This is a genomic window from Brachybacterium sp. HMSC06H03, from assembly GCF_001807385.1.
GTDB classification, from domain to species: domain Bacteria; phylum Actinomycetota; class Actinomycetes; order Actinomycetales; family Dermabacteraceae; genus Brachybacterium; species Brachybacterium conglomeratum.
In genome coordinates this window covers 1-26867 of record NZ_KV788954.1, presented here as the reverse complement: position 1 = coordinate 26867, position 26867 = coordinate 1, and the positions used below count along the sequence as shown (strand labels likewise).

Annotated in this window: 24 protein-coding genes, 1 pseudogene and 1 riboswitch; of the genes and pseudogenes, 16 read left to right on the top strand and 9 right to left on the bottom strand. The window is 74.3% G+C overall.

The window, feature by feature from the left end; translation table 11 throughout:
- Nucleotides 1-37 precede the first annotated feature (37 nt).
- Together HMPREF3159_RS15450 and HMPREF3159_RS15445 are read right to left on the bottom strand one after the other, a co-directional pair.
- On the bottom strand, nt 38-2221 hold the full coding sequence (locus HMPREF3159_RS15450; protein WP_070502100.1) for an acyl-CoA dehydrogenase family protein: 2184 nt from the start codon (nt 2219-2221) through the stop codon (nt 38-40).
- Nucleotides 2218-2838 (bottom strand): TetR/AcrR family transcriptional regulator, encoded by a 621-nt coding sequence (locus HMPREF3159_RS15445; RefSeq protein WP_070502098.1) that lies wholly within the window; start codon nt 2836-2838, stop codon nt 2218-2220. The genes HMPREF3159_RS15450 and HMPREF3159_RS15445 overlap by 4 nt, the downstream gene beginning before the upstream one ends.
- Before the next feature lie 85 nt (nt 2839-2923).
- On the opposite strand from HMPREF3159_RS15445, the gene HMPREF3159_RS15440 reads away from it, so the two are divergent.
- The 4 genes from HMPREF3159_RS15440 to HMPREF3159_RS15425 all read left to right on the top strand — a co-directional run bounded on the left by HMPREF3159_RS15440 (nt 2924) and on the right by HMPREF3159_RS15425 (nt 8878).
- Nucleotides 2924-4246 carry an acetyl-CoA C-acetyltransferase gene (locus tag HMPREF3159_RS15440; RefSeq protein WP_070502096.1) on the top strand — a complete coding sequence of 441 codons (1323 nt, stop codon included), beginning with the start codon at nt 2924-2926 and terminating at the stop codon, nt 4244-4246.
- Between the two features lie 26 nt (nt 4247-4272).
- Nucleotides 4273-5613 (top strand): 3-oxoacyl-ACP reductase, encoded by a 1341-nt coding sequence (locus HMPREF3159_RS15435; protein WP_070502094.1) that lies wholly within the window; start codon nt 4273-4275, stop codon nt 5611-5613.
- Nucleotides 5610-6716 (top strand): MaoC/PaaZ C-terminal domain-containing protein, encoded by a 1107-nt coding sequence (locus HMPREF3159_RS15430; RefSeq protein ID WP_070502092.1) that lies wholly within the window; start codon nt 5610-5612, stop codon nt 6714-6716. Before HMPREF3159_RS15435 ends, HMPREF3159_RS15430 begins: the two co-directional genes overlap by 4 nt.
- Nucleotides 6717-7138: 422 nt before the next feature.
- Nucleotides 7139-8878 carry an HNH endonuclease signature motif containing protein gene (locus HMPREF3159_RS15425; protein WP_246821656.1) on the top strand — a complete coding sequence of 580 codons (1740 nt, stop codon included), beginning with the start codon at nt 7139-7141 and terminating at the stop codon, nt 8876-8878.
- A 19-nt stretch (nt 8879-8897) separates the two neighbouring features.
- On the opposite strand, the gene HMPREF3159_RS15420 is transcribed toward HMPREF3159_RS15425, so the two are convergent.
- A complete protein-coding gene (locus HMPREF3159_RS15420; protein WP_070502090.1) occupies nt 8898-9857 on the bottom strand; it encodes a nucleoside hydrolase in 960 nt (319 codons plus the stop codon).
- A 150-nt stretch (nt 9858-10007) separates the two neighbouring features.
- Nucleotides 10008-10208, bottom strand: coding sequence for a hypothetical protein (locus HMPREF3159_RS15415; RefSeq protein WP_070502088.1), 201 nt, complete (start codon nt 10206-10208; stop codon nt 10008-10010).
- A gap of 87 nt (nt 10209-10295) precedes the next feature.
- On the opposite strand from HMPREF3159_RS15415, the gene HMPREF3159_RS15410 reads away from it, so the two are divergent.
- Nucleotides 10296-10694, top strand: a complete 399-nt coding sequence (locus tag HMPREF3159_RS15410) for an MmcQ/YjbR family DNA-binding protein (protein WP_010550292.1) — start codon at nt 10296-10298, stop codon at nt 10692-10694.
- A gap of 26 nt (nt 10695-10720) precedes the next feature.
- Here HMPREF3159_RS15410 and HMPREF3159_RS15405 read toward each other — a convergent pair whose 3' ends face one another.
- Nucleotides 10721-11860 (bottom strand): serine hydrolase domain-containing protein, encoded by a 1140-nt coding sequence (locus HMPREF3159_RS15405; protein ID WP_070502149.1) that lies wholly within the window; start codon nt 11858-11860, stop codon nt 10721-10723.
- A gap of 75 nt (nt 11861-11935) precedes the next feature.
- Here HMPREF3159_RS15405 and HMPREF3159_RS15400 point away from each other — a divergent pair, with 75 nt between their 5' ends.
- Together HMPREF3159_RS15400 and HMPREF3159_RS15395 are read left to right on the top strand one after the other, a co-directional pair.
- Nucleotides 11936-13030: a pirin family protein gene (locus tag HMPREF3159_RS15400; RefSeq protein WP_070502087.1), complete on the top strand. Its 1095-nt coding sequence runs from the start codon at nt 11936-11938 to the stop codon at nt 13028-13030.
- Nucleotides 13031-13128: 98 nt separating this feature from the next.
- On the top strand, nt 13129-14394 hold the full coding sequence (locus tag HMPREF3159_RS15395) for a class I SAM-dependent methyltransferase (protein WP_070502085.1): 1266 nt from the start codon (nt 13129-13131) through the stop codon (nt 14392-14394).
- Between the two features lie 164 nt (nt 14395-14558).
- Here the strand turns inward: HMPREF3159_RS15395 and purQ are convergent, their stop codons facing one another.
- Together purQ and purS are read right to left on the bottom strand one after the other, a co-directional pair.
- On the bottom strand, nt 14559-15284 hold the full coding sequence (purQ, locus tag HMPREF3159_RS15390; RefSeq protein WP_070502082.1) for a phosphoribosylformylglycinamidine synthase subunit PurQ: 726 nt from the start codon (nt 15282-15284) through the stop codon (nt 14559-14561).
- Nucleotides 15284-15553: a phosphoribosylformylglycinamidine synthase subunit PurS gene (gene purS / locus HMPREF3159_RS15385; RefSeq protein ID WP_062947629.1), complete on the bottom strand. Its 270-nt coding sequence runs from the start codon at nt 15551-15553 to the stop codon at nt 15284-15286. The genes purQ and purS overlap by 1 nt, the downstream gene beginning before the upstream one ends.
- A gap of 216 nt (nt 15554-15769) precedes the next feature.
- On the opposite strand from purS, the gene HMPREF3159_RS15380 reads away from it, so the two are divergent.
- From HMPREF3159_RS15380 to HMPREF3159_RS15360, 5 genes are all read left to right on the top strand, one after another.
- A complete protein-coding gene (locus HMPREF3159_RS15380; protein WP_070502080.1) occupies nt 15770-16522 on the top strand; it encodes an MBL fold metallo-hydrolase in 753 nt (250 codons plus the stop codon).
- A gap of 7 nt (nt 16523-16529) precedes the next feature.
- Nucleotides 16530-17138, top strand: coding sequence for a protein-L-isoaspartate O-methyltransferase family protein (locus HMPREF3159_RS15375; protein ID WP_070502078.1), 609 nt, complete (start codon nt 16530-16532; stop codon nt 17136-17138).
- Between the two features lie 49 nt (nt 17139-17187).
- Nucleotides 17188-17296, top strand: a riboswitch (TPP riboswitch).
- Nucleotides 17297-17333: 37 nt separating this feature from the next.
- Nucleotides 17334-18056, top strand: coding sequence for a YkoF family thiamine/hydroxymethylpyrimidine-binding protein (locus HMPREF3159_RS15370; RefSeq protein WP_070502077.1), 723 nt, complete (start codon nt 17334-17336; stop codon nt 18054-18056).
- Nucleotides 18053-18754 carry an ECF transporter S component gene (locus tag HMPREF3159_RS15365; protein WP_083305987.1) on the top strand — a complete coding sequence of 234 codons (702 nt, stop codon included), beginning with the start codon at nt 18053-18055 and terminating at the stop codon, nt 18752-18754. The genes HMPREF3159_RS15370 and HMPREF3159_RS15365 overlap by 4 nt, the downstream gene beginning before the upstream one ends.
- A gap of 112 nt (nt 18755-18866) precedes the next feature.
- On the top strand, nt 18867-21305 hold the full coding sequence (locus HMPREF3159_RS15360) for an ATP-binding cassette domain-containing protein (protein ID WP_246821655.1): 2439 nt from the start codon (nt 18867-18869) through the stop codon (nt 21303-21305).
- A 128-nt stretch (nt 21306-21433) separates the two neighbouring features.
- On the opposite strand, the gene HMPREF3159_RS15355 is transcribed toward HMPREF3159_RS15360, so the two are convergent.
- Nucleotides 21434-22357, bottom strand: a complete 924-nt coding sequence (locus HMPREF3159_RS15355; RefSeq protein ID WP_070502074.1) for a phosphoribosylaminoimidazolesuccinocarboxamide synthase — start codon at nt 22355-22357, stop codon at nt 21434-21436.
- Complete coding sequence (gene purD, locus HMPREF3159_RS15350) at nt 22354-23634, bottom strand: phosphoribosylamine--glycine ligase (RefSeq protein WP_070502147.1); 1281 nt, start codon at nt 23632-23634, stop codon at nt 22354-22356. The genes HMPREF3159_RS15355 and purD overlap by 4 nt, the downstream gene beginning before the upstream one ends.
- A gap of 84 nt (nt 23635-23718) precedes the next feature.
- Between purD and truA the strand changes: the two genes are divergently transcribed.
- From truA to HMPREF3159_RS17725, 4 genes and pseudogenes are all read left to right on the top strand, one after another.
- On the top strand, nt 23719-24642 hold the full coding sequence (truA, locus tag HMPREF3159_RS15345) for a tRNA pseudouridine(38-40) synthase TruA (RefSeq protein WP_070502073.1): 924 nt from the start codon (nt 23719-23721) through the stop codon (nt 24640-24642).
- 362 nt (nt 24643-25004) lie between these two features.
- Nucleotides 25005-25448, top strand: coding sequence for a 50S ribosomal protein L13 (rplM, locus tag HMPREF3159_RS15340; protein ID WP_010550278.1), 444 nt, complete (start codon nt 25005-25007; stop codon nt 25446-25448).
- 51 nt (nt 25449-25499) lie between these two features.
- Complete coding sequence (rpsI, locus tag HMPREF3159_RS15335; RefSeq protein WP_010550277.1) at nt 25500-26000, top strand: 30S ribosomal protein S9; 501 nt, start codon at nt 25500-25502, stop codon at nt 25998-26000.
- Between the two features lie 321 nt (nt 26001-26321).
- Nucleotides 26322-26867, top strand: a pseudogene (locus HMPREF3159_RS17725) (CoA transferase); the annotation flags it as partial.

Here is a 26867-nt window from a genome sequence, read left to right as displayed (position 1 = left end):
CAGGCGCTCGGTGCTCGGACCGTCAGCGCTCGGACCGTCAGCGCGAGGAGCCCTTCTTCCCCTGCGCGCGGCGCGCCCGCTTCTCCGCATCGCGCAGCGCCTTCTCGCTCACGGGCGCGTCGCTGCTCGCCCGCTGCGCGCGGAAGTACGCGGCGGCCTCGTCCTGGCGCTCCTGCTCCCCGCCGAGCGCGATCGGCGCGCGAACGTGGCCCGGGCGGATGTCGAAGGCCGCGACGAGGTCGAGCACGTGCGGGCGCAGGCGCCACAGCAGTCGGCGCAGGTCCCCCTCGATCTGACGGCCGCGCTGGGTGGAGATCATGCCCGAGAGCAGGAACCAGGCGAGGTCGTCGTTGATCGCGGTGAGGCCGAACAGGTCCCGCACGTCGGTGAGCACGGCCCTGGACCCCTCAGCGCCCGAGCCCTCGAGTGCCTCGATCCCGGCGGTGAAGGCGCGCCAGCGCACGAGGTCCGCATGGGCGCGGGCCGCGTCGAGCATCTCGACCTGGTGCTTGTTGACCTCGGCGGCGGCGTCGGCTGGGCTCATCCTCGCGGTACTGCGCAGGGCGAGGGCGACCTCCTCGACCTTGACCCTGGCGCGGTCGGCGAGCATCTCCTCCTGGAACTCGGCGCTGCGCATCGAGTCGAAGGCGCGGCGCGCGTTGCCGCGGTCGCTCACGCTCTGGCCGAGGCGGGCCCAGGGGGTGTGGCGCTTGGCGAGCACCTCGGCGCGCTGGGCGATGAAACGGCCGATCCCGGCGCGGTCCACGTTCTTCAGCTCGGAGGTGTAGTCCGACAGCAGCCGCTTGGCGACCAGCTGCAGCAGGATCGTGTTGTCGCCCTCGAAGGTCGCGTACACGTCGAGGTCCTGGTGGAGCCCGACGAGCTGGTTCTCGGCCATGAAGCCGGAGCCGCCGCAGGCCTCGCGGCACTCCTGGATGGTGTCCAGGGCGAGCCAGGTGGAGGTCGGCTTGAGCGTCGCGGCCAGGGTCTCGAGGTCCTCGCGGCCCTCGGGGGTGTCGCCGCGGCCGGAGAACACGTCGTCGAAGGCCTGCAGCAGCTGCTCGTGCGCGAAGGCGCCCGCGTAGGTCGCGGCGAGCTTCGGCAGCAGGCGGTGCAGATGCGCCTGGTAGTCCATCAGCACGGTCTCGCGCGTCGGGTCGGCGGCGGTGAACTGGCGGCGCTGGGTGGCGTAGGTGATCGCGATGTGCAGCGCGAGCTGCGAGGCGCGGATCGCGGAGCCGTCGAGTGAGACGCGGCCCTGCACGAGCGTGCCGATCATCGTGAAGAAGCGCCGCCCGGGGGAGTCGATGGGGGAGGAGTAGGTGCCGTCGGCGGCGACGTCCCCGTAGCGGTTCAGCAGGTTGCGGCGCGGGACGCGCACGTGGTCGAAGGCGAGGCGACCGTTGTCGATGCCGTTCAGGCCGCCCTTCTCGCCGTCGTCCTCGCTCTGCACGCCGGGCAGGAGGTTCCCCTGCGCATCGCGCACCGGCACGTAGAAGCAGTGCACGCCGTGGTCGATGCCGTTCGTGATCAGGCGCGCGAAGACCGTGGCGGCCCTCGCGTGGATCGCGGCGTTGCCGAGGTAGTCCTTCCACGCGGCGCGGAAGGGGGTGTTGATGACCCACTCGCCGTCCTCGCCGCCCTCGGGGTCGAAGGTCGCCGTGGTCGCGAGGGACTGCACGTCGGAGCCGTGCCCGATCTCGGTCATCGCGAAAGCGCCGGGGGTCTCGAGGTTCATGGCGCCCGGCACCCAGGCCTTCTGCTGCTCCTCGTCGCCCAGCTGCACGATCGCGGAGGTGAACAGCCCCCACTGGACGCCGGCCTTGATCTGGAGGGACGGGTCGGCGACGACCAGCTCCTCGAAGGCGGCGACGTTGGCGCCGTTGTCGTTCGGGCCGCCGAGGTGCTCGGGGAGCATCGGCAGCGAGACCTCTTCGTCGGCGAGGGTCCGGAGCTGGCCGAAGACCCGCTCCCGGTGCTCGGCGACGCTCGCGTCCATCGGGCGGTGCATCTCGGGGCGGGCCGCCCGCTCGCGGGCGTCGCGCCGAGCGTCGGCCCAGCGGCCCAGCAGCGCCGCGGAGACCATCTCGACGTCGAGGCGGGGGCTGCCGTCGGCGGGGACCGGGATCGGGCCGGTCGGCGTGGGGCTCGCGGCGGCGTCGGTGCCTCTCGCGGCGGTGGGCGCGGGGGCGGATGCGGTGGTGGAGGTCTCGGCGGTCATGCGTGCAGTCCCTTCATGAGCCAGGTGACCAGGCGGGTCACGAGCTGATCGGAGGTGAGGGTGGTCGAGGCGCCGTCGGGGGCCTCGAGTTCGTTCATCCAGGTGTCCACGGCCCGTTCGACGAAGCCCACCGCGCCGGTCGCCCAGATCTGCGGCGAGGGGGTCCCAGCGGGGAGGAAGGTCGTGATGATGCGGGTCACGGAGTCGAGGAAGTGGTTCAGCCCGTCGCTGGGGCGGGTGACGAAGCGGTACACGCCGGGGGAGCGCTGCGCGGTCCCGACGTAGGCGCGGATCATCGCGTGGATGCGCTCCTCGGGCGCGGGCTCGCGGCCCATCCGCTCCTCGAGCACGCGCATCTCCGCGAGCAGCTTGTCGTGCATCGCCTGGAGGATGCTGCGGCCCAGGTCGCGCTGGAGGTGGGACTTGTCCTCGAAGTACCGGTAGACGATGGACTTCGAGGTGCCCGAGGCCGCGGCGATGTCCTCCATCGTCACGTCGGGGCCGCGCTCGTGGATCAGGTGCCGGGCCACGTCCAGCAGCTCAGTACGTCGCTGCTCTCGGTGCTGGGCCCAGCGGGCCGAGCGCCCGTCCACGGGGGCTTGCGTCGTCGCATTCACAGAACCTAGGGTATCAAGTACCGACGGTTCTATGTAAAGTCCTTCCCGACGATCCGTCCCCGTGACCACGAAGAGGTGCCCCACAGTGACCCCCACCGACTCCCCGCGCGATGCGCTGATCCTCGGCGGCAACCGGATCCCGTTCGCCCGCTCCGGCGGGCCCTACGCCGGGATCTCCAACCAGGACCTGCTCACGGCCGCGCTCGAGGGCCTTGTCGCCCGCTACTCGCTCCAGGGCGAGAAGCTCGGCGAGGTCGCCGGCGGCGCCGTGCTGAAGCTCGCCGGCGACCTCAACCTCACCCGCGAGAGCGCGCTGGGCACGCCGCTGGACCCCCGCACCCCCGCCGTCGACATGTCCAAGGCCTGCGCGACCAGCCTCGAGACCGTCCTGCACGTCTCCAACCGGATCCGCCTGGGCCAGATCGACTCCGCGATCGCGTGCGGCGTCGACTCCGCCTCCGACTCGCCGATCGAGGTCACCCCGCGCCTGCGCCGCATCCTCCACCGCGCCTTCGCCGCGAGGACCGCGATGCAGCGCGTCAAGGCGCTCACCGCGATCCGCCCCGCGGACCTCGCCCCGGTCCCGCCCCGCAACGGCGAGCCCCGCACGGGCCTGTCCATGGGCGAGCACCAGGCGCTGACCACCGCGCAGTGGGGCATCACCCGCGAGGCCCAGGACGAGCTCGCGCTCGCCTCCCACAAGAACCTCGCCGCCGCCTACGACGCCGGGTTCCTCGACGACCTCGTCACGGGCTACCGCGGCCTCGCCCGCGACCAGAACCTGCGTGCCGACTCGACCCTGGAGAAGCTCGGCACCCTCAAGCCCGTCTTCGGCGTGAAGTCGCCGCAGGTCGCAGAGCCGACGATGACCGCCGGCAACTCCACCCCGCTCTCCGACGGCGCCTCCTCCGTGCTGCTGGGCAGCGCCGAGTGGGCCGCCGAGCGCGGCCTCACCCCGCTCGCCCGCGTGGTCGACGCGCGCAGCGCCGCCGTCGACTTCGCCCACGGCGACGAGGGCCTGCTCATGGCCCCCGCCTACGCGGTCCCCGAGCTGCTGGACGCCAACGGCCTGGCCCTGCAGGACCTCGACCTCTACGAGATCCACGAGGCCTTCGCCTCCACCGTGCTGACCACGCTCAAGGCCTGGGAGTCCGAGGAGTTCTGCCGCGAACGCCTGGGCCGCTCCGCGCCGCTCGGCGCGATCGACCGCTCGCGGCTGAACATCACCGGCTCCTCCCTCGCCGCCGGGCACCCCTTCGCCGCGACCGGCGGCCGCCTCGTCGCCACGCTCGCCAAGCTCCTGCACGAGCGTGCGAGGGAGACCGGCCGGGTCCAGCGCGGCCTGATCTCGGTCTGCGCCGCCGCCGGCCAGGGCACGGTCATGCTGCTCGAGTCCGTCACCGACTGACACCCCGACTCTTCACGGAGGTCCCCATGGCCGACGCCTACACCCGCTTCATCCGCTCCGCCCCCGGCGGCATGCTCGCCAAGCTGCTGGGCCTGCCCCGCCCCTCCCGGCTCCTGCGCCGGAAGGACCGCCCGGCGCCCGTGCTCGGCCCCGTCGTCGTGCTCGGCGCCTCCGCCGGCGCGGACGCGGTCGCCCACCGACTCCTCGAGGACGGCGCCGACGTGCGCCGCCGCGTCGAGGGCCTGCGTTCGATCGGCTCGGTGATCGTCGTGGCCGACGAGCTCTCCGCGCCCGCGGAGCTCGGGCCGCTGCTGCTCCCTCTCGCCGGGGCGATGCGCTCCCTCGCACCGGGCGCGCGCCTGGTGACGATCTCCCGCCCGGCGACGGGCGAGGAGCCCGCGCGCGACGCCGCCCGCGGCGGGGTCGAGGGGTTCCTGCGCTCGGTCGCGCACGAGATGCGCGGCGGCGCGACCACCAACGGCATCCTGCTGGCCGACGGGGTCGGGGTCGACGCCCCCGGCGCCGTCGGCGCGCTGCGCTTCTTCCTCTCTGCCCGCAGCGCCTTCATCACCGGTCAGCTGCTGACCGTCTCCACCGAGGCGGGCAGCACGACCGAGAACGCCTCGCTCCCGCTCGCCGGGCGCACGGCGCTGGTCACCGGGGCCGCGCGCGGCATCGGCGCGGCGATCGCCCGCACCCTCGCGGCCGACGGCGCGAGGCTCGTGGTGCTCGACGTCCCCGGTGCGGGCACCGAGCTCGCACGCCTGGCCAACGAGCTGCGCGCGATCCCGCTCCAGCTCGACGTCACCTCCGCCGACGCCGGGCGCCGTGTGGTCGAGTTCCTGCGAGAGAAGGGGCTGACCCTCGACGTGCTGGTGCTCAACGCCGGCATCACCCGGGACAAGCTGTTCGCCAACATGACCCCGGACCGCTGGGACCCCGTGCTCGCCGTGAACATCACCAGTCAGATCGCGCTCACCGAGGCGCTGCTCGAGGCCGGGGACGTGCTCGGTGCGCAGCCGCGCGTCGTCTCGCTCGCCTCCACCAGCGGCATCGCCGGCAACCGTGGCCAGACCAACTACGCCGCGTCCAAGGCGGGTGTCATGGCCTTCGTCGACGCGCTCTCGGGACGTCTCGCCCCGCTCGGCGGCACCGCGAACGCGGTCGCGCCCGGCTTCATCGAGACCGAGATGACGGCGAAGATGCCGCCGCTGACCCGCGAGGTCGCGCGGCGCGTGAACTCGCTGCAGCAGGGCGGCCTGCCCGTCGACGTGGCCGAGGCGATCGCCTTCCTCGCGAGCGACGAGGCCGGGGGCGTGCAGGGCGAGACCCTGCGCGTGTGCGGCCAGAACATGGTGGGCAAGTGAGGGCGGGGCAGGGCGCCGCGGCGCACGCCGGGCGCGCGCCGGAGCAGGTGAAGGACCTCTCCGACGTCCCCTCGTTCCCCGCGATCTACGCCGCCGCGCTCGACCCCCGCTCCCGTCTCGGAGGGAGGCGCGGGAAGGGTGGAGAGGGCGGCGCGGGCGGCGGCGCGGAGACGCTGCCGAACATCACCTACCGGGTGAGGAAGGTGCGGATCGACGCCGAGCGCGCCCGCGACTTCGACCACCTGATGGGCGGTCCCGCGACGGACCTGGTCCACCCCGGGGTGCTGCACGTGCTCGCCTTCCCCGTCTCGCTCGCGCTCATGGCCCGGCGCGACTTCCCCTTCCCGCTGCTGGGCCTCGTGCACCTGCGCAACCAGGTGCTCCAGCACCGGCCCGTGAAGGTGGGGGACCTCGTGGATGTCGAGTGCCGGGTGCGGGACCTGCGCCCGCACCGCAAGGGCCGCACCTTCGAGGCGGTCTCGACGATCCTCGGCGAGGACGGCGAGATCATCGCCACCGACGTCTCCACCTATCTCGTCAAGGGCGGGAAGCCGGCCGCGGCGGAGCCCTCGGGCACGGCGCCGTCCAGCGCCGCGTCCTCCAGCGCTGCGTCTTCCAGTGCCCCGTCCTCCGGTGCCGTGCCCTCGGGTGCCGCGTCGTCGGCCGCGAGCGCCGGGGAGACGGGGGCGGACGCCGCGACGTCGGACGGCGGGCGGTCGAGGCGCGACTTCGAACCGCCGCAGCCGACGGGCCGCTGGGTGCTCGGTGCGGACACCGGACGGCGCTACGGCGCGGTCTCCGGCGACGTGAACCCGATCCACCTCTCCGCCGTCACCGCGAAGGCCTTCGGCTTCCCCTCGGCGATCGCGCACGGGATGTACACCGCCTCGCGCGCCTTCACCGAGGCGAGGGTGGACCTGTCGAAGCCGCTGCGCTGGGACGTCACCTTCGACGCCCCGGTCACGCTGCCCGGCTCCGTGCTCGTCGCCTTCGAGGACGATCCATCGGCCGGGACCGCGCGGTGCGTGGGCTGGAAGCCCGCCCGCGGGGAGAAGGGGCCGCGGCGCTGCTTCGAGGTCGAGGTGACGACGCTCGGGCGGTAGACGGGACGGGGTCGGGACGGTCCCGGCGGTGTCCTCGCCGCTCATCGTACGAGCGGTGGGCAGGGCGGGGGTGAGCCCCTGAGGGACCGGAGACCTCGGCCTCGGGGTCTGCAGCGGCGGTGGTCGACGGGATGCTCCCGTCGACCGCCGCCGCTCTCGCTGTCGGTGCTCCTGCTGCTCCTGCTGATTCTTCGAGCGGTGATCGGTCGACGACGCGAACAGGAGCCAGGCGGTGTTCGAAACGGTGTGGAGCCGGCGACGCCCATTCCCTCCGGTGGATCGCGGCGACCGGCCCCATGGCCGTGAGGTGCGTGAGCGTCACGTCTCCTCCACACAGGATGGTTGTCCACAATTTCGGACTGCTGATCAGTAGTGATGGCGCAGCTCTTCCGGTCGTCGAACAGGCCTGCGAAAATACAGGCATGTCTTTCGATTCGCGCGGCGGGGCCGTGGAGCCTCCGGAGTCCGACGGGGAGTCCCGTCGGCCCGTTGGCGCGCCGAGCCTCCTCGCGGGGGTCGAGGAGCTCGTCGTCGACGGCATCGACGTCGTCGCGACCAAGGCGGCTCTCGCACGGCTCGGGGAGCGGGGATCGGCCGATCTCGAGGCGCTCGACGCGCAGCGGACGATCGCCCTGCTGACGGAGCTGCGGAAGCTCTCCGGCGCGGTGGCGGCGATCGAGGCGCGTGCCCTCGTCCGCCTCGAGGCGGCGGTTGCCGCCGACAGCCTCGAGCGCGGGGAGACGCCCCGGCAGGCGCAGAGGGTCGCTCGTGCGGAGGCCGCTGCGGCGCTGAAGAAGTCCACATCGTCCGCAGGGCAGAGCATGTCCTCGTGCAGGCGGCTCGTCCACTCGATGCCCCGCGTGCTCCGGGCCCTCGCCCAGGGACGGGCGATGCCCGCCGCAGGTCACCAGGTCGGGCGGGCGATGGGGCCGGCGACGCCCGCGCAGCGGGAGCAGGTGGACCGGATCCTCGGCGCGCATCTCGCGGACCTCGAGGACTGCGGACCGGGGGAATGGGGTGACGAGGCCGCGAGGATCCTCCACGCGCTGGACCCCGAGGGTGCGGCCGCGCGTCATCGCGTGGCGCGCCGGGAGCGCAGCGTCACCGTGCGCCGCGGACGGCACGGCATGGCGACCCTGACCGCGCATCTGCCCGGCCTCGACGCCGCGCGGATCCGCAAGACGCTGTCGGTGGCCGCCGAGCGGTCGCGGGCCGACGGCGACCGGCGCGGTCACCAGCAGATCATGGCCGATCTCCTCGCCGACACGGTCCTCGGCCGCGGCGAGGGAGGCGAGCTGCCCGTGGTCGACATCGGCGTGATCATCACCGACCGCTCCCTGCTCGCGCCCGGCCATGCCGACGCCGCGACCGTGGAGGGCCTCGGTGCGGTCCCGTACGAGCACATCCGGGAGGAGATGCTCCGCGCGCTCGAGCACCCGGACCCCGAGGTCGTCCTCGCCCTGCGGAAGCTCCTCCAGGACGCGGAGGACGGGCAGCTCGTCGCCGTGGAGTCCCGGGCGCGGGCGTTCCCCGCCGGCCTCGGCCGCCTCCTCCGCTACGCGCACCAGACCTGCCGGGCTCCGCACTGCGATGCGAGCATCCGGCAGATCGACCACATCGTCCCCTGGTCGCAGGGCGGGCCGACGAGCCGCGACAACGGCAACGGGCTCTGCGCCGCCGACAACCAGAAGGAAGCCGCGGGCGCGACAGCCCGAGTGGTCACCGACGAGGACGGCACACGACGCACCGTCGAATGGACGACCCGCTATGGACAGACCGCAAGGCGGCGCGGCGTGAACTTCGACCCCGTCGGCACGGCCCTGCGGAAGGCGGGCACGACGCAGCCTGCTCCGGATGTCCGCGAGGGCGGCGCTGCGGGCCCTGACCATGACGTGCTCCCCCCGATGCACCGACGCTTCGCGCTGCCGGAGCTTCGTGCAGTGGAGGAGGACGGCGAGGTGCAGGCTGCCGAGGTGCACCCCGAGGACGCGCGGCCTCTCGGCGAAGGGCCCGCTCCCGACGCAGAGCCCGCGACGTCGCGACCTGGGGGCACAGTGCGGCCGCATCCTCCCGCAGGGAGAAGAGCGGCCCGGGTGGACTACCTCGTGGTCCTGCCGCCCACTGGCTCACGCGCACGGCCACCGGAGCAGGACGCGGCCTGAGACCGAGCCATCGGCACCTTCAGCCCAGCCCGGCCTCGAGCGTCTCCAGCAGGTGCTCGACGAACTCGGCGGGCCGGACCTCGTCCAGCAGCTCCACCGTCGGTCCCCGACCCCATCGCCCCAGCTCGTCGCCGACGGTCTGACCGCGGGTGAGCGTCCCTGCGAGCTCGACGTCCACGGGGAGCGGCCGAGTGCTCGCGAACTCGCCGGTCAGGGCATGGGCGGTGACCAGCGGATCGTGCACGTGCGCGGTCCAGCCGAAGCCGTCGGCCTGATGGAACTCGAAGTAGAACCGCACCGCATCGGCGAGGATCCGCGCGACCGGATGCGTCGAGCGGGCGGCGAGGGCCTCGAGCCGCTCGAGCTCCGCCCCCGTGAAGACGATCTGCTCGGTCGCCTGCAGCGCGCCCAGCACCGGCAGCAGCGGCGCCGAGGCGAAGGCCGCGAGCACGCGCTGCGCCGCCTCCGGGTCCACCGCGATGTTCCACTCGCTGGTCGCACCGGTGTTGCCGCGATGGTTGATCGCACCGCCCATCACGTGCAGCCGGCGCAGCAGCCGCGGCAGCTCCGGCTCGATCTCGAGGGCGTGAGCAAGGTTCGTGTGCGGTCCGAGCACCAGGCCGACGAGCTCCCCGGGCCGCTCCCGCGCGAGGTCGACCCACAGCTGAGCACCGGAGCGGGGATCCCCGTCGCGGGAGGCGCCGGGCAGCACGGCGTGGCCGAGCCCGCCCGGGCCGTGGGTGTCGTCGGCGAACATCGGCGGCTCGACCAGCGGACGGTCCGCGCCGAGGGCGACCGGTGCGTCCAGGCCGAGCAGCTCCGAGAGCGCGAGGTTGTTGCGGTGCACGGTCGCGGCCGGGACGTTCCCGCCGGTCGAGACGATCCCGGTGATCTCCGCGTCGTCACGGCAGGCGAGATAGGTCAGGGCGATCGCGTCGTCGATGCCGGTGTCGCAGTCGACCAGGAGGGGGAGTGCCATGGGGTCAGCCTACGGAGGCACGGACGCTCGTGATCCGGCCGCCGACCGGGACGAGACGGCCGGCACCTCCCGTCGGCGCGGGCTCGGACCGGTGACGCTCGTATCGTGCGACAAGCGGAGAGCGCCGGGCTCTCGGGGCGCTGGAATACGTCAGCCCAGCGGACCGAACAGGACGAACGCGAGGACGGTGATGAGGAGCGCGCCCGGGATCAGCATGCTCCCCACCAGCAGTCGGGGCCGGCCCTCGGCCGAGTTCGCCCCGGCACGCAGACCCTGGCCGATGAACCAGGCCGCGAGGACGAGATCGATCAGCGCCACGAGCAGGAGGACGACGAAGGGGACGGTGTCCATGCACCCATCCCACCATGCTCCCCGGCGCGACAGAGGCCGCTTCCGGAATCCCTTCCCTCGGGCCGCAGCAGGGCGGAGGATCGAGTCATGGCGCATCCGCAGATGTTCGACGACGACGATCCGTGGCTCGAGCGCGTCCGGGAGATCGCCCTCGCCCTGCCCGGGGCGAAGGAGAAGATCAGCCATGGCCGGCCCGCCTTCCACACCGTGAAGGTGCACTGCTACTACGGCGGATCACTCAAGGTCGACGGGGAATGGGTTCCTCATGAGCAGTCCGTGATGCTGCACCTCCCGCCCCGGGAACGGGCCGCGCTCGCCGAGGAGCCCCGCAGCTACGTGCCCGCCTATCTCGGGCCGTCGGGCTGGCTCGGCATCGACCTGGACGAGGCGACCGACCTCGTCGAGCTCGCCGAGCTGATCGAGGAGTCCTATCGCACCGTCGCCCCGGCGCGGCTGATCGCGGAGCTGGAGGCGCGGGAGGGCTGAGCTGAGGGCGAGAGGTCGGGCCCGTCTCAGCCCGCCGGCGTCGGCAGGTCCTGGAACGCCTCGAGCAGCGGCATGAGGTGCTCGCCGATCTCGACCTGCGCGAGCAGCAGCCCGATCGTCCCGTCGGCGTCGACGGAGAAGTCCGTGCCGTACCCGCCGGACCAGCCCCAGCGGCCTCGATGCTCCCCTCCGGTGCCGGCGCTGACCCCGAAGCCCCAGCCCGTCCCGTCCCAGAAGCCGGGGTAGAACGAGTCGGGCTGCTTGACGGACGAGGGCACCTGATCGGTCGTCATCATCGCGAGGTGCTCCGGGGAGAGCAGCTCCCCGTCCCGCAGCGCGCGCGGGAAGCGCAGGTAGTCCGCCGCGGTCGAGACGAGCTCGCCGTGGGAGACGTCGAGCGACGGCTCGCCGACCAGCGGCCCGCCCCCGGCCGGCTCCGCCTCCACCAGCTGCCCGTCCTCGACCGAGAAGGCCGGCGGCAGACGGTGCCGCTGCGAGAGGGGCACGAAGGACCCGGTATCGACCATCCCGAGCGGCTCGAACAGGTCCGCGCGCAGATGCTCCTCGAGGGACCTGCCGGCCGCGCGGGAGAGCAGGATCCCCAGCACCGAGAAGGAGTGGTGATACCGCCACACCCGACCCGGCTCGCCCGCCAGCGGCAGCGCGCCGAGCGCCGCGAGCCATTCGTCGGCCCCGAGGGTCCACGACGCCGAGCCCGCCTCGAGGCCGGCCTCCGCCATCGCCCGCTGCAGCGGACCCGCCGCGGTCGCGATCCCGAGCCCGGACGTGCAGGTCAGCAGATGGCGGAGCGTGATCTCGGCGGGGGAGGGGACGGCCTGGTCGAGCGCCGCATCGGGGCGGGGGAGCACGCGCGGAGCGGCGAGCTCGGGCAGCCACAGGTCGACAGGCGAATCCAGCGCGAGCACGCCGCGTTCGACGAGGCGCAGCGCCGCGACGGCCTGGATCGCCTTGGTCATCGACTGGATGCGCACGATCGCGTCGGCCGGGAACGCGGGGGCGTCGGAGTCGCCCGGTCCGCGCGGGGAGAGCCGCCCGCGGGCGATGGGCTCGGGATCCCGCCCGTGGGCGATGATCCCGCCGGGCACGGTGCCCGCATCGATCGCGGACTCGAGCAGACGGACGGCGGGCGAGGTCGGCAGCGACACGGACACAGAGTAGGGGCGGTCGACGGCGGGGACGGGACCGGCTGCACGGACCGGCCCGCCGCCTAGACTCGGACCATGACCACCTTCGAGGACTTCGTGCTGCTGGAGCCGCGTGAGGTCCCGCTCGGCGGACCGCGCGGCATGACCGTGCACCGCACCCTGCCCGCCCGGCGCACCTCCCTCATCGGCGCCTGGTGCTTCGTGGACCACTTCGGTCCCGACGACGTCTCCGCGACCGACGGGATGCGCGTGGCCCGCCACCCGCACACCGGGCTCGCGACCGTGTCCTGGCTGTTCGACGGGGCGATCACCCACCGCGACTCGATCGGCAGTCACGCCCTGGTGCGGCCCGGCGACGTGGACCTCATGGTCGCCGGCTCCGGCATCACCCACTCGGAGTTCTCCGCGAACGACACCACCGTGCTGCACGGCGTCCAGCTCTGGTACGCCCTGCCGGACCGGACCCGCTTCCGCGAGCAGGAGTTCCTCGTCCACACCCCGACGGAGGTCGCGACCGGCACGGCCCGCGCCCGCGTGGGCCTCGGGACGCTGCACGGCGTGGACGGCGACGGGGACCTGCTCGAGGACGCGAGCCCCGTCGTCACCGACACGGACCTCGGCATGGCCCAGCTCGAGCTGCGCGCCGGGAGCACGCTGCGGCTCGACCTCGATCCGGGCCACGAGCACGGCGTGCTCGTGGACCGCGCCACCGCGCGGCTCACGACGGCCCGCGGGACGGGACCTGCGACGGGCGGGACGGGCGACGAGCCGTCGGCCCGGTCGCTGCGCGCCGATGTCGCGCCGCGCGAGCTGATGGTCCTGCCCGACGCCGTCGACCACCTCGAGATCGAGGTGACCGGCGACGAGGACCTCCGCCTGATGCTGCTCTCCGGCGAGCCCCTTGGCGAGGACATCATCATGTGGTGGAACTTCGTGGGCCGCTCCCACGAGGAGATCGAGGCGTTCCGCGCCCGCTACCAGGCCGAGATCGGCGTCGAGCTCGCGCTCGAGCACGCCCCGATCGCGCAGAGCGCCCGTGGGCGCGGGGGACTCGCCGAGGACGACGAGCAGTTCGGCCCCTTCGCCCCGCACACCCCCGCCGCGCTGCCCGCCCCGAGGCTGCCCGGCGGGCGCCTGCGCTCGCGCGGACGGCGAGGCATGCCCGCCTGAGTTCGTCGCATGGGCCGCGCCCGCGCCTCCGAGGAACGCCGCACGGCCCGCCGTGCACCCGACATTCCTGCCCTCCATCCCACTGCACGAGAGACCCCATGACCAGCACCGCTGCCCAGCCCGAGCCGACCGGCGAGCTCCCCGCCCCCGACCAGACAGAGCGGGTGATCCTGCGCGCCGCCCAGGAGCATGGCGAGATCGGCTGCCCCTGTGACCTGCTCGTCATCGGGGATGCGACCGGTGTGCTGACCGCCGAGGCGCTCGAGCTCGTCGCCGACCACCCCGGCGCGCGGGTCCTGTCCTGGACCAGCTCCCGCGCGGAGACGGACGCGCTCGCCGCGCTGCTGCCCGGTCCGCTCGAGGCCGGGCGCCTCGTGCTGCCGACGGATGCGGAGCCCGCCCCGCTCGAGGAGTTCGCGGCCGGGGCCGAGGCGCATCTCGCGCTGGCCCGTCTGCCGAAGTCCCTCGCCGCGCTCGAGGACCTCGCCCGACGCCTCGCGGTCGTCGCGGAGCGCAGCGGGCGGGACGACCTCACCCTCGTCGCCGGCGGCCGCGTCAAGCACATGACCCATTCCCAGAACGGCACCCTCGCCGCCGTGTTCTCCGAGGTGCGCGGCTCGCGCGGACTGGGCAAGTCCCGCGCACTCGTCGCCTCCGGCCCGCGCGCCGACGTCGACGCCGCGCAGCCCGCGACCGGTGAGGTGCGCATCGCGGTGCGCGGTCAGGAGCAGGCGCTCGCGCTGCGCGGTCTCGGCGGCGTGTTCGGCGGGGCCCGGGCCGACGCCGGCTCCCTCCTGCTGCTCGAGGCGCTCGATCGAGCGGTCGTCGGCGGGGAGCTCGCGACGGGAGACGAGCGGTCCGGCGCCGCCGCAGAGGACGGAGCCGGGGAGAACGCGATGGCCCGCGCGGACGGGGGCGCCGGCGACCTGCCCCTCGCGGTGGACCTCGGCTGCGGCAACGGTCTGCTCACCGCCTATCTCGCCGCCGCGCTGCCGGGGATGCGGGTGCTCGGCAGCGACGACGACGCCGACGCGGTCGCCTCGACCCGCGCGACCCTCTCCGCCTCCGGACTGGACCGCGAAGGGGTGGAGGTGACCTGGGACGTCTCGCTCTCCCGGTGCGAGGAGGCGAGCGCCGACCTGGTGCTGCTGAACCCGCCCTTCCACGACGGCACCGTGGTCGACGCGACGCTCGTCCAGGGCCTCCTCGACGCCGCGGCCCGCGTGCTGCGTCCCGGCGGGCAGCTGTGGTTCGTGCACAACTCCCACCTGCGCTACCGGCCCGAGCTCGAGGCCCGCGTCGGTGCGGTCCGCCAGCGCGCCCGCGACCGCCGCTTCACGGTGCTGAGCGCGGTCAGGGCCTGACGACGCGGGCCGATCCGGGGGAGGAGGCTCGGTGACGGGGCCTCGGGGCCGGTTCGCCGCGCGCTGCAGCGGAGTCCGCGAGGGATGACGAGAAGGGCGGGACCGAACGGTCCCGCCCTTCTCATCTCATGCGCCGACCCGGGCCGGCGTGGCGATGTCGCCGCTCAGGCCACCATGCTGCGCAGCACCGAGCTGAACATGGTCAGTCCGTCGGTGCCGGTGCGGGTGCCCGCGCCGGGCTCGTCGGGCCCGAAGCCGGGCTCGACCGCGTGCTCCGGGTGCGGCATGAGGCCCACGACGTTGCCCGCGGCGTTGGTGACGCCCGCGATGTCGTGGCGGGATCCGTTGGGGTTCTGCTCGAAGCCGGCCGGGCCGTGGGTGGCGCCGGCGGCGTAGCGGAAGACCACACGGCCCTCGTCCTCGAGCTGGGCCAGGGTGCGCTCGTCGGCCACGTACTGGCCGTCCTGGTTCTTCAGCGGCACCCGGATGACCTGGCCGGCCTCGTAGCCGGAAGTCCAGGCGGTGCGGTTGTTCTCCACGGCCAGCGGCTGGTCGCGGCAGATGAACGCGCGGTGCGCGTTCTTGATCATCGCGCCGGGCAGCAGATGCGTCTCGCAGAGGATCTGGAAGCCGTTGCAGATGCCGAGCACCGGCATGCCGCCGTTCGCGGCGTCGACCACCTTGTCCATCACAGGGGCGAAGCGGCTGATCGCCCCCGCGCGCAGGTAGTCGCCGTAGGAGAAGCCGCCGGGCAGCACGACCGCGTCGACCTCGTGCAGCGAGTCGTCGCCGTGCCACAGCGCGACCGGGTCGGCGCCGCCGAGCCGCACGGCGCGCAGCGCGTCGCGGTCGTCGAGCGTGCCGGGGAAGGTCACCACACCGATGCGCATCAGGCCGCGCCCTTCGCGGAGGGGTCCTCCACGTCGATCGAGACGACGTCCTCGATCACCGGGTTGGACAGCAGGGTCTCGGCGGCCTCGCGCAGGGAGGCGAGCACCTCGTCGGTGATCTCGCCCTCGACCTCGAGCTCGAACCGCTTGCCCTGGCGCACCGAGGCGATGCCCTCGAAGCCCAGACGGGGCAGCGCGGCGGCGACCGCCTTGCCCTGCGGGTCGAGGATCTCCGGCTTCGGCATGACGTGGACCACGACACGTGGCATGGGGGCACTCCTGAGGGGACGTGTGGCGCGCGCGGCGGCGTGCCGGGGGCTGGTGCTCGGGCGCGGCCCGAGGGCCCCATCGTACCGAGGATCGCGGCCGTGCCGACGGGGCGCCCACGGCGGTGCCCTCACGAGCGGACGGCCCGACGCCCTGGCACGTCCCGGCCGACGGGGACTAGGTTCGAGGCACGCGACCTCGATTCCCGGGAGGACCCGATGAAGATCCGCCACCTCGTCCATTCCTGCCTGCTCGTGGAGACCGCCGGGCGACGCCTGCTCGTGGATCCGGGCGGCTTCAGCGCCGACGCGGTGCGGGGCCTGGGCGGCGAGCAGCTCGCGAGCCTCGACGCCGTGGTGATCACCCATCAGCACCCGGACCACGTCGACCCCGCGCTGCTGGGCGAGGTGCTCGCCGCCGCGTCCGACGCCGAGGTGATCGCCGAGCCGGAGACCGCCCGGATGCTCACCGCCGCCGATGCCTCCGACGGCGGCGTCGGCGAGGGGAGCGGCGGGCCCCTCGTCGCGCAGGAGCGGGTGATCGCGCTCGCGGCCGGGGATGCGCACCGCTTCACGCCCGTCGGCGACCACCCGTCGCTGCGGCTCGAGGCCGTCGGCGGACGCCATGCGATCATCCACCCCGACATCCCGCGGATCGGGAACTGCGGGATCGTCCTGTCCGCCGGGGACGGGCCGCGGCTCGGCATCACCGGGGACTCCCTCGAGCCGGTCCCCGAGTTCCACGGCATCGACGTCCTCGCCTTCGCCGTCACGGCGCCCTGGTCGAAGATGTCCGAGACCATCGAGTTCCTCCGCGCCGTCGGCCCGCGACTCGCCCTGCCCGTCCACGACGCGGTCGCGAGCGACCTCGGACGACCGATCTACCTGCGCCAGGCCACGAACCTCGCCCCCGAGGGCACCGAGGTGCGGGACTGGCCGGAGGACGGCGTCGTCGAGGTCGCCCGGAGCTGACGGCGCCATGTCGCACCGGGCCGAGAGCGAGCGCCGCCTCGAGGAGGCGCTCGCGGCGACCGACCGGCGACGGTTCCTCCCCGAGGAGCTGCGGCGGCTCGCCGGCGAGGATCGGCCCTTGCCGATCGGCCACGGCCAGACGAACTCCCAGCCCACGACGGTGCGGAACATGCTCGCCCTCCTCGACGTGCGACCGGGGCAGCGAGTGCTCGACCTCGGCGCGGGATCGGGGTGGACGACGGCGCTGCTGGCCCGGCTGTGCGGACCGCAGGGGAGGGTGATCGGCGTCGAGCGGCGCGCCGAGCTGATCGGCGCGGCCCGGGCCGCGCTCGCCGGGATAGCCGACGCGGGGACGGCGGATGCCGAGATCCGTCTCGCGCGTCCCGGCGTGCTCGGCGCGCCGCAGGACGCGCCGTACGACCGGATCCTCGTCTCCGCACAGGCCGACGCCGTGCCGGAGAGCCTCGTCGCGCAGCTCGCGGACGGCGGCGTGATGGTGATCCCCGTGAACGAGCGGATGCTGCGCCTGGAGCGTCACGGCGAGGAGGTCGCCGCGAGCGAGCACGGCGCCTATCTCTTCGTCCCCCTCGTCGAGGATCCGCCGACGACCCGCTGACAGCAGCGCCGGACACGAGGCGCGTGCGCCGGACGGGACCGATAGGGTGCGGGGCGTGCACGGGAGTCCGGCAGGCCGGGCTGAGAGGGAGTACTCGAACTCCGACCGTAGAACCTGATCCGGATCATGCCGGCGCAGGGAGCTCCGCCGAGCGATCGTCGCCGCGCGCCCGTGCCCGTACGAAAGGCATGGACCGTGACCTCATCGCCCACCGCCCCCACCGCGCCCGCCCCCTCCGGCGACCCGACCGCGACCCCGCTCGGCTTCGGGGTCGGTGCCCGAGTCACCGCCGCCGTGATGAGCGAGGACTACGCCCGGATCCTCACCGATGCGCTCTCCCGGCTGGACCTCACCGGCCTCGTGCACGAGACCGGGGACGTCTCGACCTATCTCGGCGGCCACGAGACCCACCTCCAGCGCGCCCTGATCGACCTGGCCGAGGCGCTCGCCCGCACCGGCCACCACGCGACGCTCACCGTGCTGCTCTCGCGCGGCTGCCCCGGCGAGGTGGCCTGCGAGCTGCCCGGCGGCGCGGGCCCCCGCGCGACCGAGGTGCCGCAGCCGCGGAGCACCGGACGCTTCGCGAGCGCCGAGTGGGCGCTCTATCCGCTGGCCGACGAGGTCGCCGTCGACGGCACCGCCCCCGACCACATGCGCGACATCTACGCCGCGATCGACCATGCGAAGGACCTCGGCACCTTCCGCGGGTCCGAGCACTTCGTCACCCGGCTCGAGGGCGACGCCGGCGACGTGATCGCGACCGCGCTCGCCGGCTGGCTGCTCGTCGGCCGCGGCGTCCAGCACGTCACCAGCCACCTCACCCTCTCGCTGAACAGCCCCTCGCACGAGGTGCGGGAGCTCGCGGCGAGCGCCGACGCACCAGGCACCGACGACGAGGGCCAGGAGGCCTCGCGATGACCGAGGAGCACGACACCGCCGCGCCCGCGAACGACTCCGCAGCGCCCGCCGCGGCGCCTGTCGACGGCGGCGCGACCGCCCCTGCCGGCACGTCCCGTCGCCGCACCCCGCTGAGCCTGCGCGAGCTCGTGCTCGTGGTGGTGCTCGGCGTCGTGTTCGGGTTCCTGTACTGGGTGTTCGTGCAGGCCTGGAACGGCCTGGCGATCGCGATGGGCCCGGCCGGGGACCTCGCCCAGCACCTCGTGTTCGGCTCCTGGCTGCTGGTGGCGCCGGTCGCGATCGCGATCCTGCGCCGACCGGGCGTGGGGATCCTCGCCGAGATGCTCGCCGCGGTCATCGAGGTGGTCTTCCTCGGCAGCCCCGTCGGCCCCCTGCTGCTGCTCTCCGCGGCGCTGCAGGGGATCGGCTCCGAGCTGCCCTTCGCCCTGACCCGGTACCGCCGCTTCGGCTGGGGCGTGTTCGCGGCCTCCGGCGCGCTCGGCGCGGGCCTGGTGTTCTTCTGGACCGCGTACCGGATGGGCTGGTACGGCCAGGACCTGCTCGCGCTCCGGCTCGGCGTGCAGGTGCTGTCCGGGATCGTGCTCGGCGGCCTGCTGGCCCGGGTGATCGTGCGCGCGCTCGAGCGCACCGGCGTGCTCGCCGACTTCGCGATCGGCGCCGCGGACGCGGCACGGATCCCCGAACGCCGTGTCCGCTGAGGCGCACGCCGCGGGAGCGACCCCGGTGCAGGCGCAGGGCCCTGGGCATCTGCAGGCCCCGGCGCAGCAGCATGGCCCGGTCCTGGCACCGGCTCCCGCCGGCGACCCTCGGGTGCTGGTGGCCGAGGGGCTCGAGGCGGTGCTGCCCTCGGGGGCCGGCGTCGGCCCGTGGAGCGGGGAGATCCGGGCGGGCGAGCAGGTGCTGCTGCTGGGACCGTCCGGCTCGGGCAAGTCGACCCTGCTGCGGGTGCTCGCCGGGGCGATCCCGTCCCATCAGCGCGGTCGGGTCACCGGAACGGTGCGTCTTTTCGACGGCACGGCCGGGGACCCGGCCGACGGCATGGCCGGAGGCACGGCCGGAGGACCGCACGACGGCACGGCCGGCGGTGCGGCCGATGGCTTCGTCGAGGGTGCGGGCGTGATCGACCCGGTGGCGGGAGGGGTCCTCGCGACCGCACCCGTGCTCGGCCATCTCGGCCAGGACCCGGTCGACGGGGTCTGCCTCCCGCTGATCGCCGACGACGTCGCGCTCCCGCTCGAGAGCGCCTGCACGCTTCCGGAGCGGATCGGGCCGCGGGTCCACGAGGTGCTCAGCGCGATGGGCGTGGGCGAGCTCGCGCACCACCCCGCCGCGACGCTCTCCGGCGGACAGCTGCAGCGGGCCTCGCTCGCCGCCGCGATCGCCGCGCGGCCCCGGCTGCTCCTGCTCGACGAGCCCACCGCCATGCTCGACGCCGAGGGCGTGGCCGCTGTGCGGAGCGCCGTCGACGCTGCGACGGATCAGACCGGCTGCGCGCTGCTGCTGGTCGAGCACCGCCTGGACGAATGGGCGGGGGAGCAGGGCCTGGACGGGCTCCCCGCGCGGACCGTGGCGCTGGACCGCTCCGGCCGGGTGCTCGCCGACGGGCCGACGCGGGAGGTGCTGACCGCCCACGGACCTGCCCTGCGGGAGCAGGGATGCTGGCTGCCGCGCGAGATCGAGGAGCGGATCGGCGGATCATGGCCGGCCGAGCCCGTCGGATCCGCTGAACCGGCTGGATCCGCCGCCCTCGTGCCCCTGGCGTCCGCGACACCTCGCTCGGAGGTGCTGCTGCATCTCCGGGACGCGACCCTCGGCCCGCCCGGCCCGACGGGTCGGGGCGAGGGGTCCGTGCTGACCGGCGCGGACCTCGAGATCCGCGCCGGGCGTCTGCTCGCGGTCGTCGGCCGCAACGGCTCCGGGAAGTCCACGCTCCTCGGCGCCCTCTCCCGGCTGGACCCCCTGCGTGCCGGGACGCTCGAGGGCGCGGCGGCGGGCCTTGCCTTCCAGCGGCCCGAGTCCCAGTTCGTCGGCGACACCGTCGAGGACGAGCTCTCCGCGAGCGGGGCCTCGCAGGACGTGCGGCGCGCGATGCTCGAGCGCCTCGACCTCGCCGACCACGCGGCGCAGAGCCCCTACCGCCTCTCCGGCGGACAGCAGCGCCGCCTCTCCTTCGGCGCGATGCTGCTCGCCGACCGCCCGGTGCTCCTGGCCGACGAGCCCGGCTACGGCCTGGACCGCGCCGCGCACGAGGCCGTCCTCGCCCTCCTGCGGGAGGCGGCCGATGCGGGACGCGGCGTGGTCATGACCACCCACGACCTGCGCAGCCTCGAGGTCGCGGACGAGGTCGTGGTGATCGCGGACGGACGGCTCGTCGGCCCCCTCGCCCCGGCCGCGCTGCTGGCGGACGACGCGCTGCTGCGCCGGGCCGGGCTGCGGGTCGCGGACCGGCCGAGCTACGCACACGCTGACGACCCGGCGCCGCGGACGGCGCTCGACCCGCCCGCCCTGCCGCGGGCCCCGCTCGCGAGGCGCGATCCGACCGTGCTGCTCGGCCTGCTCACGGCGCTCAGCATCGTCTGCATCACGCTCACCGACCCCGCGCCGCTGCTGGTGCTCTACGCGCTGCTGGCCGCGGGGACGATGCTCGGGCTCCGCCTCGGCCCGCTCGCGCTCGCCCGTGCGCAGGCGCCGTTCGTGCTGTTCGCGGCCGGGGTGTTCATGGTCAACGTGCTCAGTCGACCCGGCCACGAGCCGTGGCCCGACCTGCCCGTCCGGGTCACCAGCGAGGGGATCGTGCTCGGTGCCGCGCTCGCGCTGCGGGCGCTGGTGATCGGGCTCGGCGCGGTCGCCGTCGTGCGCGCGAGCGACCCCGGCCGCACCATGACCAGCCTGCGCACCCATGCCCGCCTCCCGGCCCGCATCGCGCTCGCGCTCCTGGCCGGCCAGCGCCTCCTCGAGGACCTGCCGCGGCGCTGGGCGACGATCACCCGCGCCCACCGGCTGCGCCGGCCCCCGTCGGCCGACGGCACCCCCGCCCGGCTCGGGCCGCGGGCGATGGGGCGATGCGCCTTCGCGCTGCTCGTCGACGCGATCCGCTCCTCGACGAGGATCGCCTTCGCGCTCGAGAGCCGGGGCCTGGGCACGGGGGAGCGCACGCAGTGGCGCACCGCCGCGCTCACCCGGGCCGACGGCGCGCTCGTGGTCGGGGTCGTGCTCGCGGTCGCCGCGGTGCTGGTCCTCGCCGGCTGAGCGAGGAGCCGGGTGGACGCCCCTGACAGTCTCGTCGAGGCCCGCGCCTCAGCGACGCAGCGCGGCGGGGGCCCCGCGCAGCAGCGTCCACGTGGAGGCGACGCCCGCCCCGCCGGTCGCCGGTCGCCTCAGAAGCTCGTGCCGGTCAGACGCTCGTAGGCCTCGACGTAGCGGGCACGGGTCTGTGCGACCACCTCGGCGGGCAGCTCGGGCGGCGGCGTGTTCGAGCCCTTCGACCAGCCGGAGGCGGGGGAGGTGAGCCAGTCGCGCACGAACTGCTTGTCCAGGCTCGGCTGGACGCGGCCCTCCTGGTAGGTGTCCGCGGACCAGAAGCGGGAGGAGTCGGGGGTGAGCACCTCGTCACCGAGCACCAGCGTGCCGTCGGTGCGGGAGCGGCCGAACTCGAGCTTCGTGTCCGCCAGCACGATCCCGCGCTCCCCTGCGAGGGTGCGCGCGCGCTCGTAGACCGCGAGGGTCATCCGCTCGAGCTGCTCGGTCAGCTCCGCGCCGAGCAGGTCCCGGGCCTGGGCGACGGTGATGTTCTCGTCGTGCGCGCCGGCCTCCGCCTTCGTCGACGGGGTGAACAGCGCCGGGTCCAGGCGCGAGGCCTCCACCAGCCCGGACGGCAGCACGTGCCCGCCCACCGAGCCGCCGGCCCGGTAGTCGGCCAGGCCCGAGCCCGTCAGGTAGCCGCGGGCGATGCACTCCAGCGGCACCATGTCCAGGCCGCGGCAGCGCAGCGCCCGCCCGGCCACCTGCTCCGGCACGTCGGAGGCGGAGAGCACGTGGTGGGGGACGAGGTCCGCGAGCTGCTCGAACCAGAACAGGCTGATCCCGGTGAGCAGGCGGCCCTTGTCCGGGATCCCCGGCTGGAGGGAGTGGTCGTAGGCGCTGATGCGGTCGGTCGCGAGGACCAGCACCTCCTCGGCGGTCGCGGGATCCGCGCCGGCGGGGACGTACAGCTCGCGCACCTTGCCGGAGACGACGTGGTCCCAGCCCGGCAGGTCCGGGGCCTCGATCAGCGGCGCGTCGGAGGAGGGGGAGGCGCTCATGCGCTCACGCTCCCCTCGGCGGCGGCGAGGGCGATGTCGCCGCGGTGGTGGGAGCCCTCGAGCTCGATCGCGCGAGCGCCGGCGAGGGCGAGCTCACGGGCGGCCGTGAGGTCCGCGCCGGCGCCGACAACCGTCAGGACCCGACCGCCGGCGCTGACCAGCACCCCGTCGGCGTCCAGCGCCGTGCCCGCGTGGATCACGTGCGCGCCGAGGCGCTCGGCCTCCTCGATCCCGGTGATCGGATCGCCGATCTGCGCGGAGACGGGATAGCCGGCCGAGGCCACCACCACCGTCACCGCGGCGCCCTCGACCCACTCGGGGACGTCGACGGCGGAGAGGTCGCCCTGCGCGGCGGCCAGCAGCAGCGGCGCGAAGGGGGAGGCGAGGCGCTCGAGGACCACCTGGGTCTCGGGATCGCCGAAGCGCGCGTTGAACTCCACCACGCGCAGGCCGCGGGAGGTGAGGGCGAGGCCGCAGTACAGGATCCCGGAGAAGGGGATGCCGCGGGCGGCGAGCTCGTCGATCGTGGGCTGGGCGACGGCGGTCACGACCTCCCGGGCCAGGCCCTCGGGGGCCCAGGGAAGCGGCGAGTAGGCGCCCATGCCGCCGGTGTTGGGGCCCTCGTCGCCGTCGAGCGCGCGCTTGAAGTCCTGCGCGGGGGCCAGCGGCAGGACCCGCGTGCCGTCGCTCACGCAGAACAGCGAGACCTCGGGGCCGTCGAGGTACTCCTCGAGCACGACCTGACCGCCCGAGGCGAGCACGGCCTCGGCATGTGCCACGGCGACGTCCCGGGCGGGGGTGACCACGACGCCCTTGCCGGCGGCGAGACCGTCGGCCTTGACCACGAAGGGCACGTCGCCCAGCGGGTTGACGCGATCCAGGCCCGCGCCGAGCTGCTCGGGCGCGGTGACCGTGACGGAGGCGGCGGTCGGCACGCCCGCCGCGGCCATGATCTCCTTCGCCCAGGACTTGGAGCCCTCGAGGTTCGCGGCCTCGGCGGAGGGGCCGAACACGGTGTGTCCGGCCTCGCGCAGACGGTCCGCGGCGCCCGCGACGAGCGGTGCCTCCGGGCCGATCACCACCAGGTCGGGCCGCAGCTCGTCGGCCAGGAGCACCTGGCCGGCGAGGTCCGCGACGGCGACGTCGTGGCATGTCGCGAGCTGCGCGATTCCGGGATTGCCGGGGGCGGCGTGCAGCTCGGGGGCGGGGCGGTCGGCGGCGAGGCGACGGATGATCGCATGCTCGCGGCCTCCGGAGCCGATGACGAGGATCTTCACGCGGGCCAGCGTAACCAGCACCGTGCCGATCCCGATGAGGTGCCCGCACTGCGGAGGATCGGGGCCGCCGTTACGATCGAGCGCATGCCCGCAGAGATCCCGGATCCCGCCCCCGCCACCGCACGGCTGCGCCTGGACCTCTCCTACGACGGCACCGACTTCCACGGCTGGGCCGCCCAGCCCGGTCAGCGCACCGTCCAGGGCGAGCTCGAGGCCGCCCTCTCCCGCATCGCGCGCGTGCCCACGAGGGTCACCGTCGCCGGCCGCACCGACGCCGGCGTCCACGCCCGCGGTCAGGTCTGTCATCTCGACCTGCCCCGCGACGTGCTCACCACGATCCCCGGCCGCTCCGACCGCAGCCCCGCCGAGGCGCTCGTCACACGCCTGGCCGGAGTGCTGCCGGACGACGTCGTCGTCCACGTCGCCCGCGAGGTCACCTCCGAGTTCGACGCCCGCTTCGGGGCGCTGTGGCGCCGCTACCGCTACCGGATCTCCGACGGCCCCGCCGCCCACGACCCGCTGCGACGGGACGTGCTGCGCCACCGTCGGCCGCTGGACGTGCAGGCGATGGCGCGGGCGAGCGAGCCGCTGCTGGGCGAGCACGACTTCCTCTCCTACTGCCGCCCGCGCGAGGGCGCGACCACGGTGCGCGAGCTGCGGGAGCTGCGCTGGGAACGGCCCGGAGAGGGGCGGGCCGACGAGGGCCTGATCGTCGCGACCGTCGTCGCCGACGCCTTCTGCCACCACATGGTGCGCTCCCTCGTCGGCGCGCTGCTCGGGGTGGGGGAGGGGCGTCGCCCCGAGAGCTGGCCCGCCGAGGTCCTCGCCGCCCGCACCCGCGAGGCCTCGACCCGGGACGGGGCCGGCGCCGCCCCGCTGTGCCCGCCGCAGGGCCTGACCCTCGACCACGTCGCCTATCCGCCCGACGAGGAGCTCGCCGCCTGGGCCGCCCGCACGCGCACCCTTCGCGCGCCGCTGCCGGTCGAGGACGTCGCCGTCCCGGAGTGAGCGCCCGGGGGTGAGCGGCCGCGCGCGAGCGCCCTCCAGCGGGCGCGAGCGGGCCGCCACGAGACCGGTCGGAGATCACACTCTCCGGCCCCGCCCTGCGTTGACGCTCCCTCCGCGAGGCCCGTAGGATGAGCGGTCGTTGTGCCTCGATGTGTGCCCGACTCCGCTGCCGTTCTCTCACGGTGCGGCGCGATCGGGATCTCACCCACATCCAGGCCCGCCGTCGCATGGTCAGCGGAGCGGGCCGGGTACAGCCACAGGGGCCATGCTTTTACCCGAAGGAAGCGTGCCCACGGTCCATTCGAACCGTGCCCGGACGGCGTCCTGCCGACCTGGCACCACCACGAGAGAAGAAGGCACGAGTGCGTACGTTCACCCCGAAGCCCGGCGATGTCGAGCGTTCCTGGTACGTCATCGACGCAACGGATGTCGTCCTCGGCCGGCTCGCTTCCCAGGCTGCCCAGCTCCTGCGGGGGAAGCACAAGCCGGTCTTCGCACCCCATGTGGATGCGGGCGACTTCGTCATCATCATCAACGCCGACAAGGTCGCGCTGACCGGCAACAAGCGTGAGGCGAAGCTCGCCTACCGCCATTCCGGCTACCCGGGCGGCCTCCGTGGCGTCCCCTACTCCGAGCTCCTCGAGAAGAATCCCGAGAAGGCAGTGGAGAAGGCCATCCGCGGCATGCTCCCCAAGAACAAGCTCGCTGATCAGCAGATCAAGAAGCTCAAGATCTACTCGGGTTCCGAGCACCCCCACAGCGCTCAGCAGCCCGTCCCCTTCACCATCGACCAGGTGGCGCAGTAAGCGGGGGCTCCCGCCACTCCGCCCTGCCGCACGGAAGAACCAAGGAGAACCGTGACTGAGACCACCCCCGAGTCCCTCGAGGCCGTGACCGACGAGTCGGCCCCCTCGAGCTTCACCACCGAGTCGACCGGCGAGGCCGCCGTCGGCACCGGCCAGTCGGCCACCGCCCCCGGCTACGGCACCGGCCGTCGCAAGCGTGCGATCGCCCGTGTCCGCCTGGTCCCCGGCTCCGGCCAGTGGACCATCAACGGCCGCTCGCTCGAGAACTACTTCCCGAACAAGCTGCACCAGCAGGAGGTCAATGACCCGTTCACGGTCCTCGAGCTCCAGGGCCGCTTCGACGTGATCGTGCGCCTCAACGGCGGCGGCCCGTCCGGCCAGGCCGGGGCCGTGCGCCTCGGCGTCGCCCGCGCGCTGAACCAGATCGACGAGGAGCACAACCGCCCGACCCTCAAGAAGGCCGGCTTCCTCCGTCGCGATGCGCGCATCATCGAGCGCAAGAAGGCAGGCCTCAAGAAGGCCCGCAAGGCGCCGCAGTACTCCAAGCGCTGATCGGCGCGGAGCAGTGCTCCGCCCCACCTGCGCAGTACGCACGATGCCCTCGACCTCCGGGTCGGGGGCATCGTCGCGTCCAGGGCGGTTCGCGGGCGAGGCATCGCAGCGTGCCGGGAGCGAGGTCGGTGGTGGAGTCGGCTGTCGGGGCGGGAGTGGTCAGGTGGTGGCGTATGGCGTACCAGTACGGCGATATAGGCGTACCGGTACGCCATACGCCAGGAGTCGACCACAGCGCCGCGGTCGACTCCGACGCCGGGGCAGGGGTAGGGGCCGGGGCTCGGGTCGGGGCGGGGCGGGGCGTGCGATAGCCTCCACGACGTGGACATCTCCGACCCCCGCTGGTGGGCCTGCCCGCTCGACGTCGAGTCCCTCGCAGCGGACGCGGTGGGCGCGGTCCGGCACGCCGCCGCCGAGCTCGCGCGCGTCCGCGGTCTGGACCTGCACGTCTCGACGACTCCCGCCCTCGTCGCCGCGTCCTTCGCCGCCCACGAGCACCTCCGCGTCGACGGCAGGTCCGTCGAGAGCTGGGCCGAGCTGTCCGGCTTCCTCCCCGCGGCCGACGGCTGGGTCCGGCTGCACGGCAACTACCCCCACCACGCCGAGGCGCTGCGACGCACCTACGGCATCCAGGACCGGGCGGGACTCGAGCGGGTGCTCGCCGCCCGCGCCGCCGCCGAGGTCGAGCAGGAGGTCATCGCCGCCGGCGGCATCGCGGCCCGGGTGCGGACTCGCGCCGAGTGGGAGGCGGAGCCGCAGCACGCGGCCCGGTCGGGCAGCGGATGGATCGAGGTCCTCGAGCGCGGCGAGCGGCCGACGCCGCACCCGCTGCCTGCGGGGCCGGAGGCGACAGCGGGCGCGGCGGGA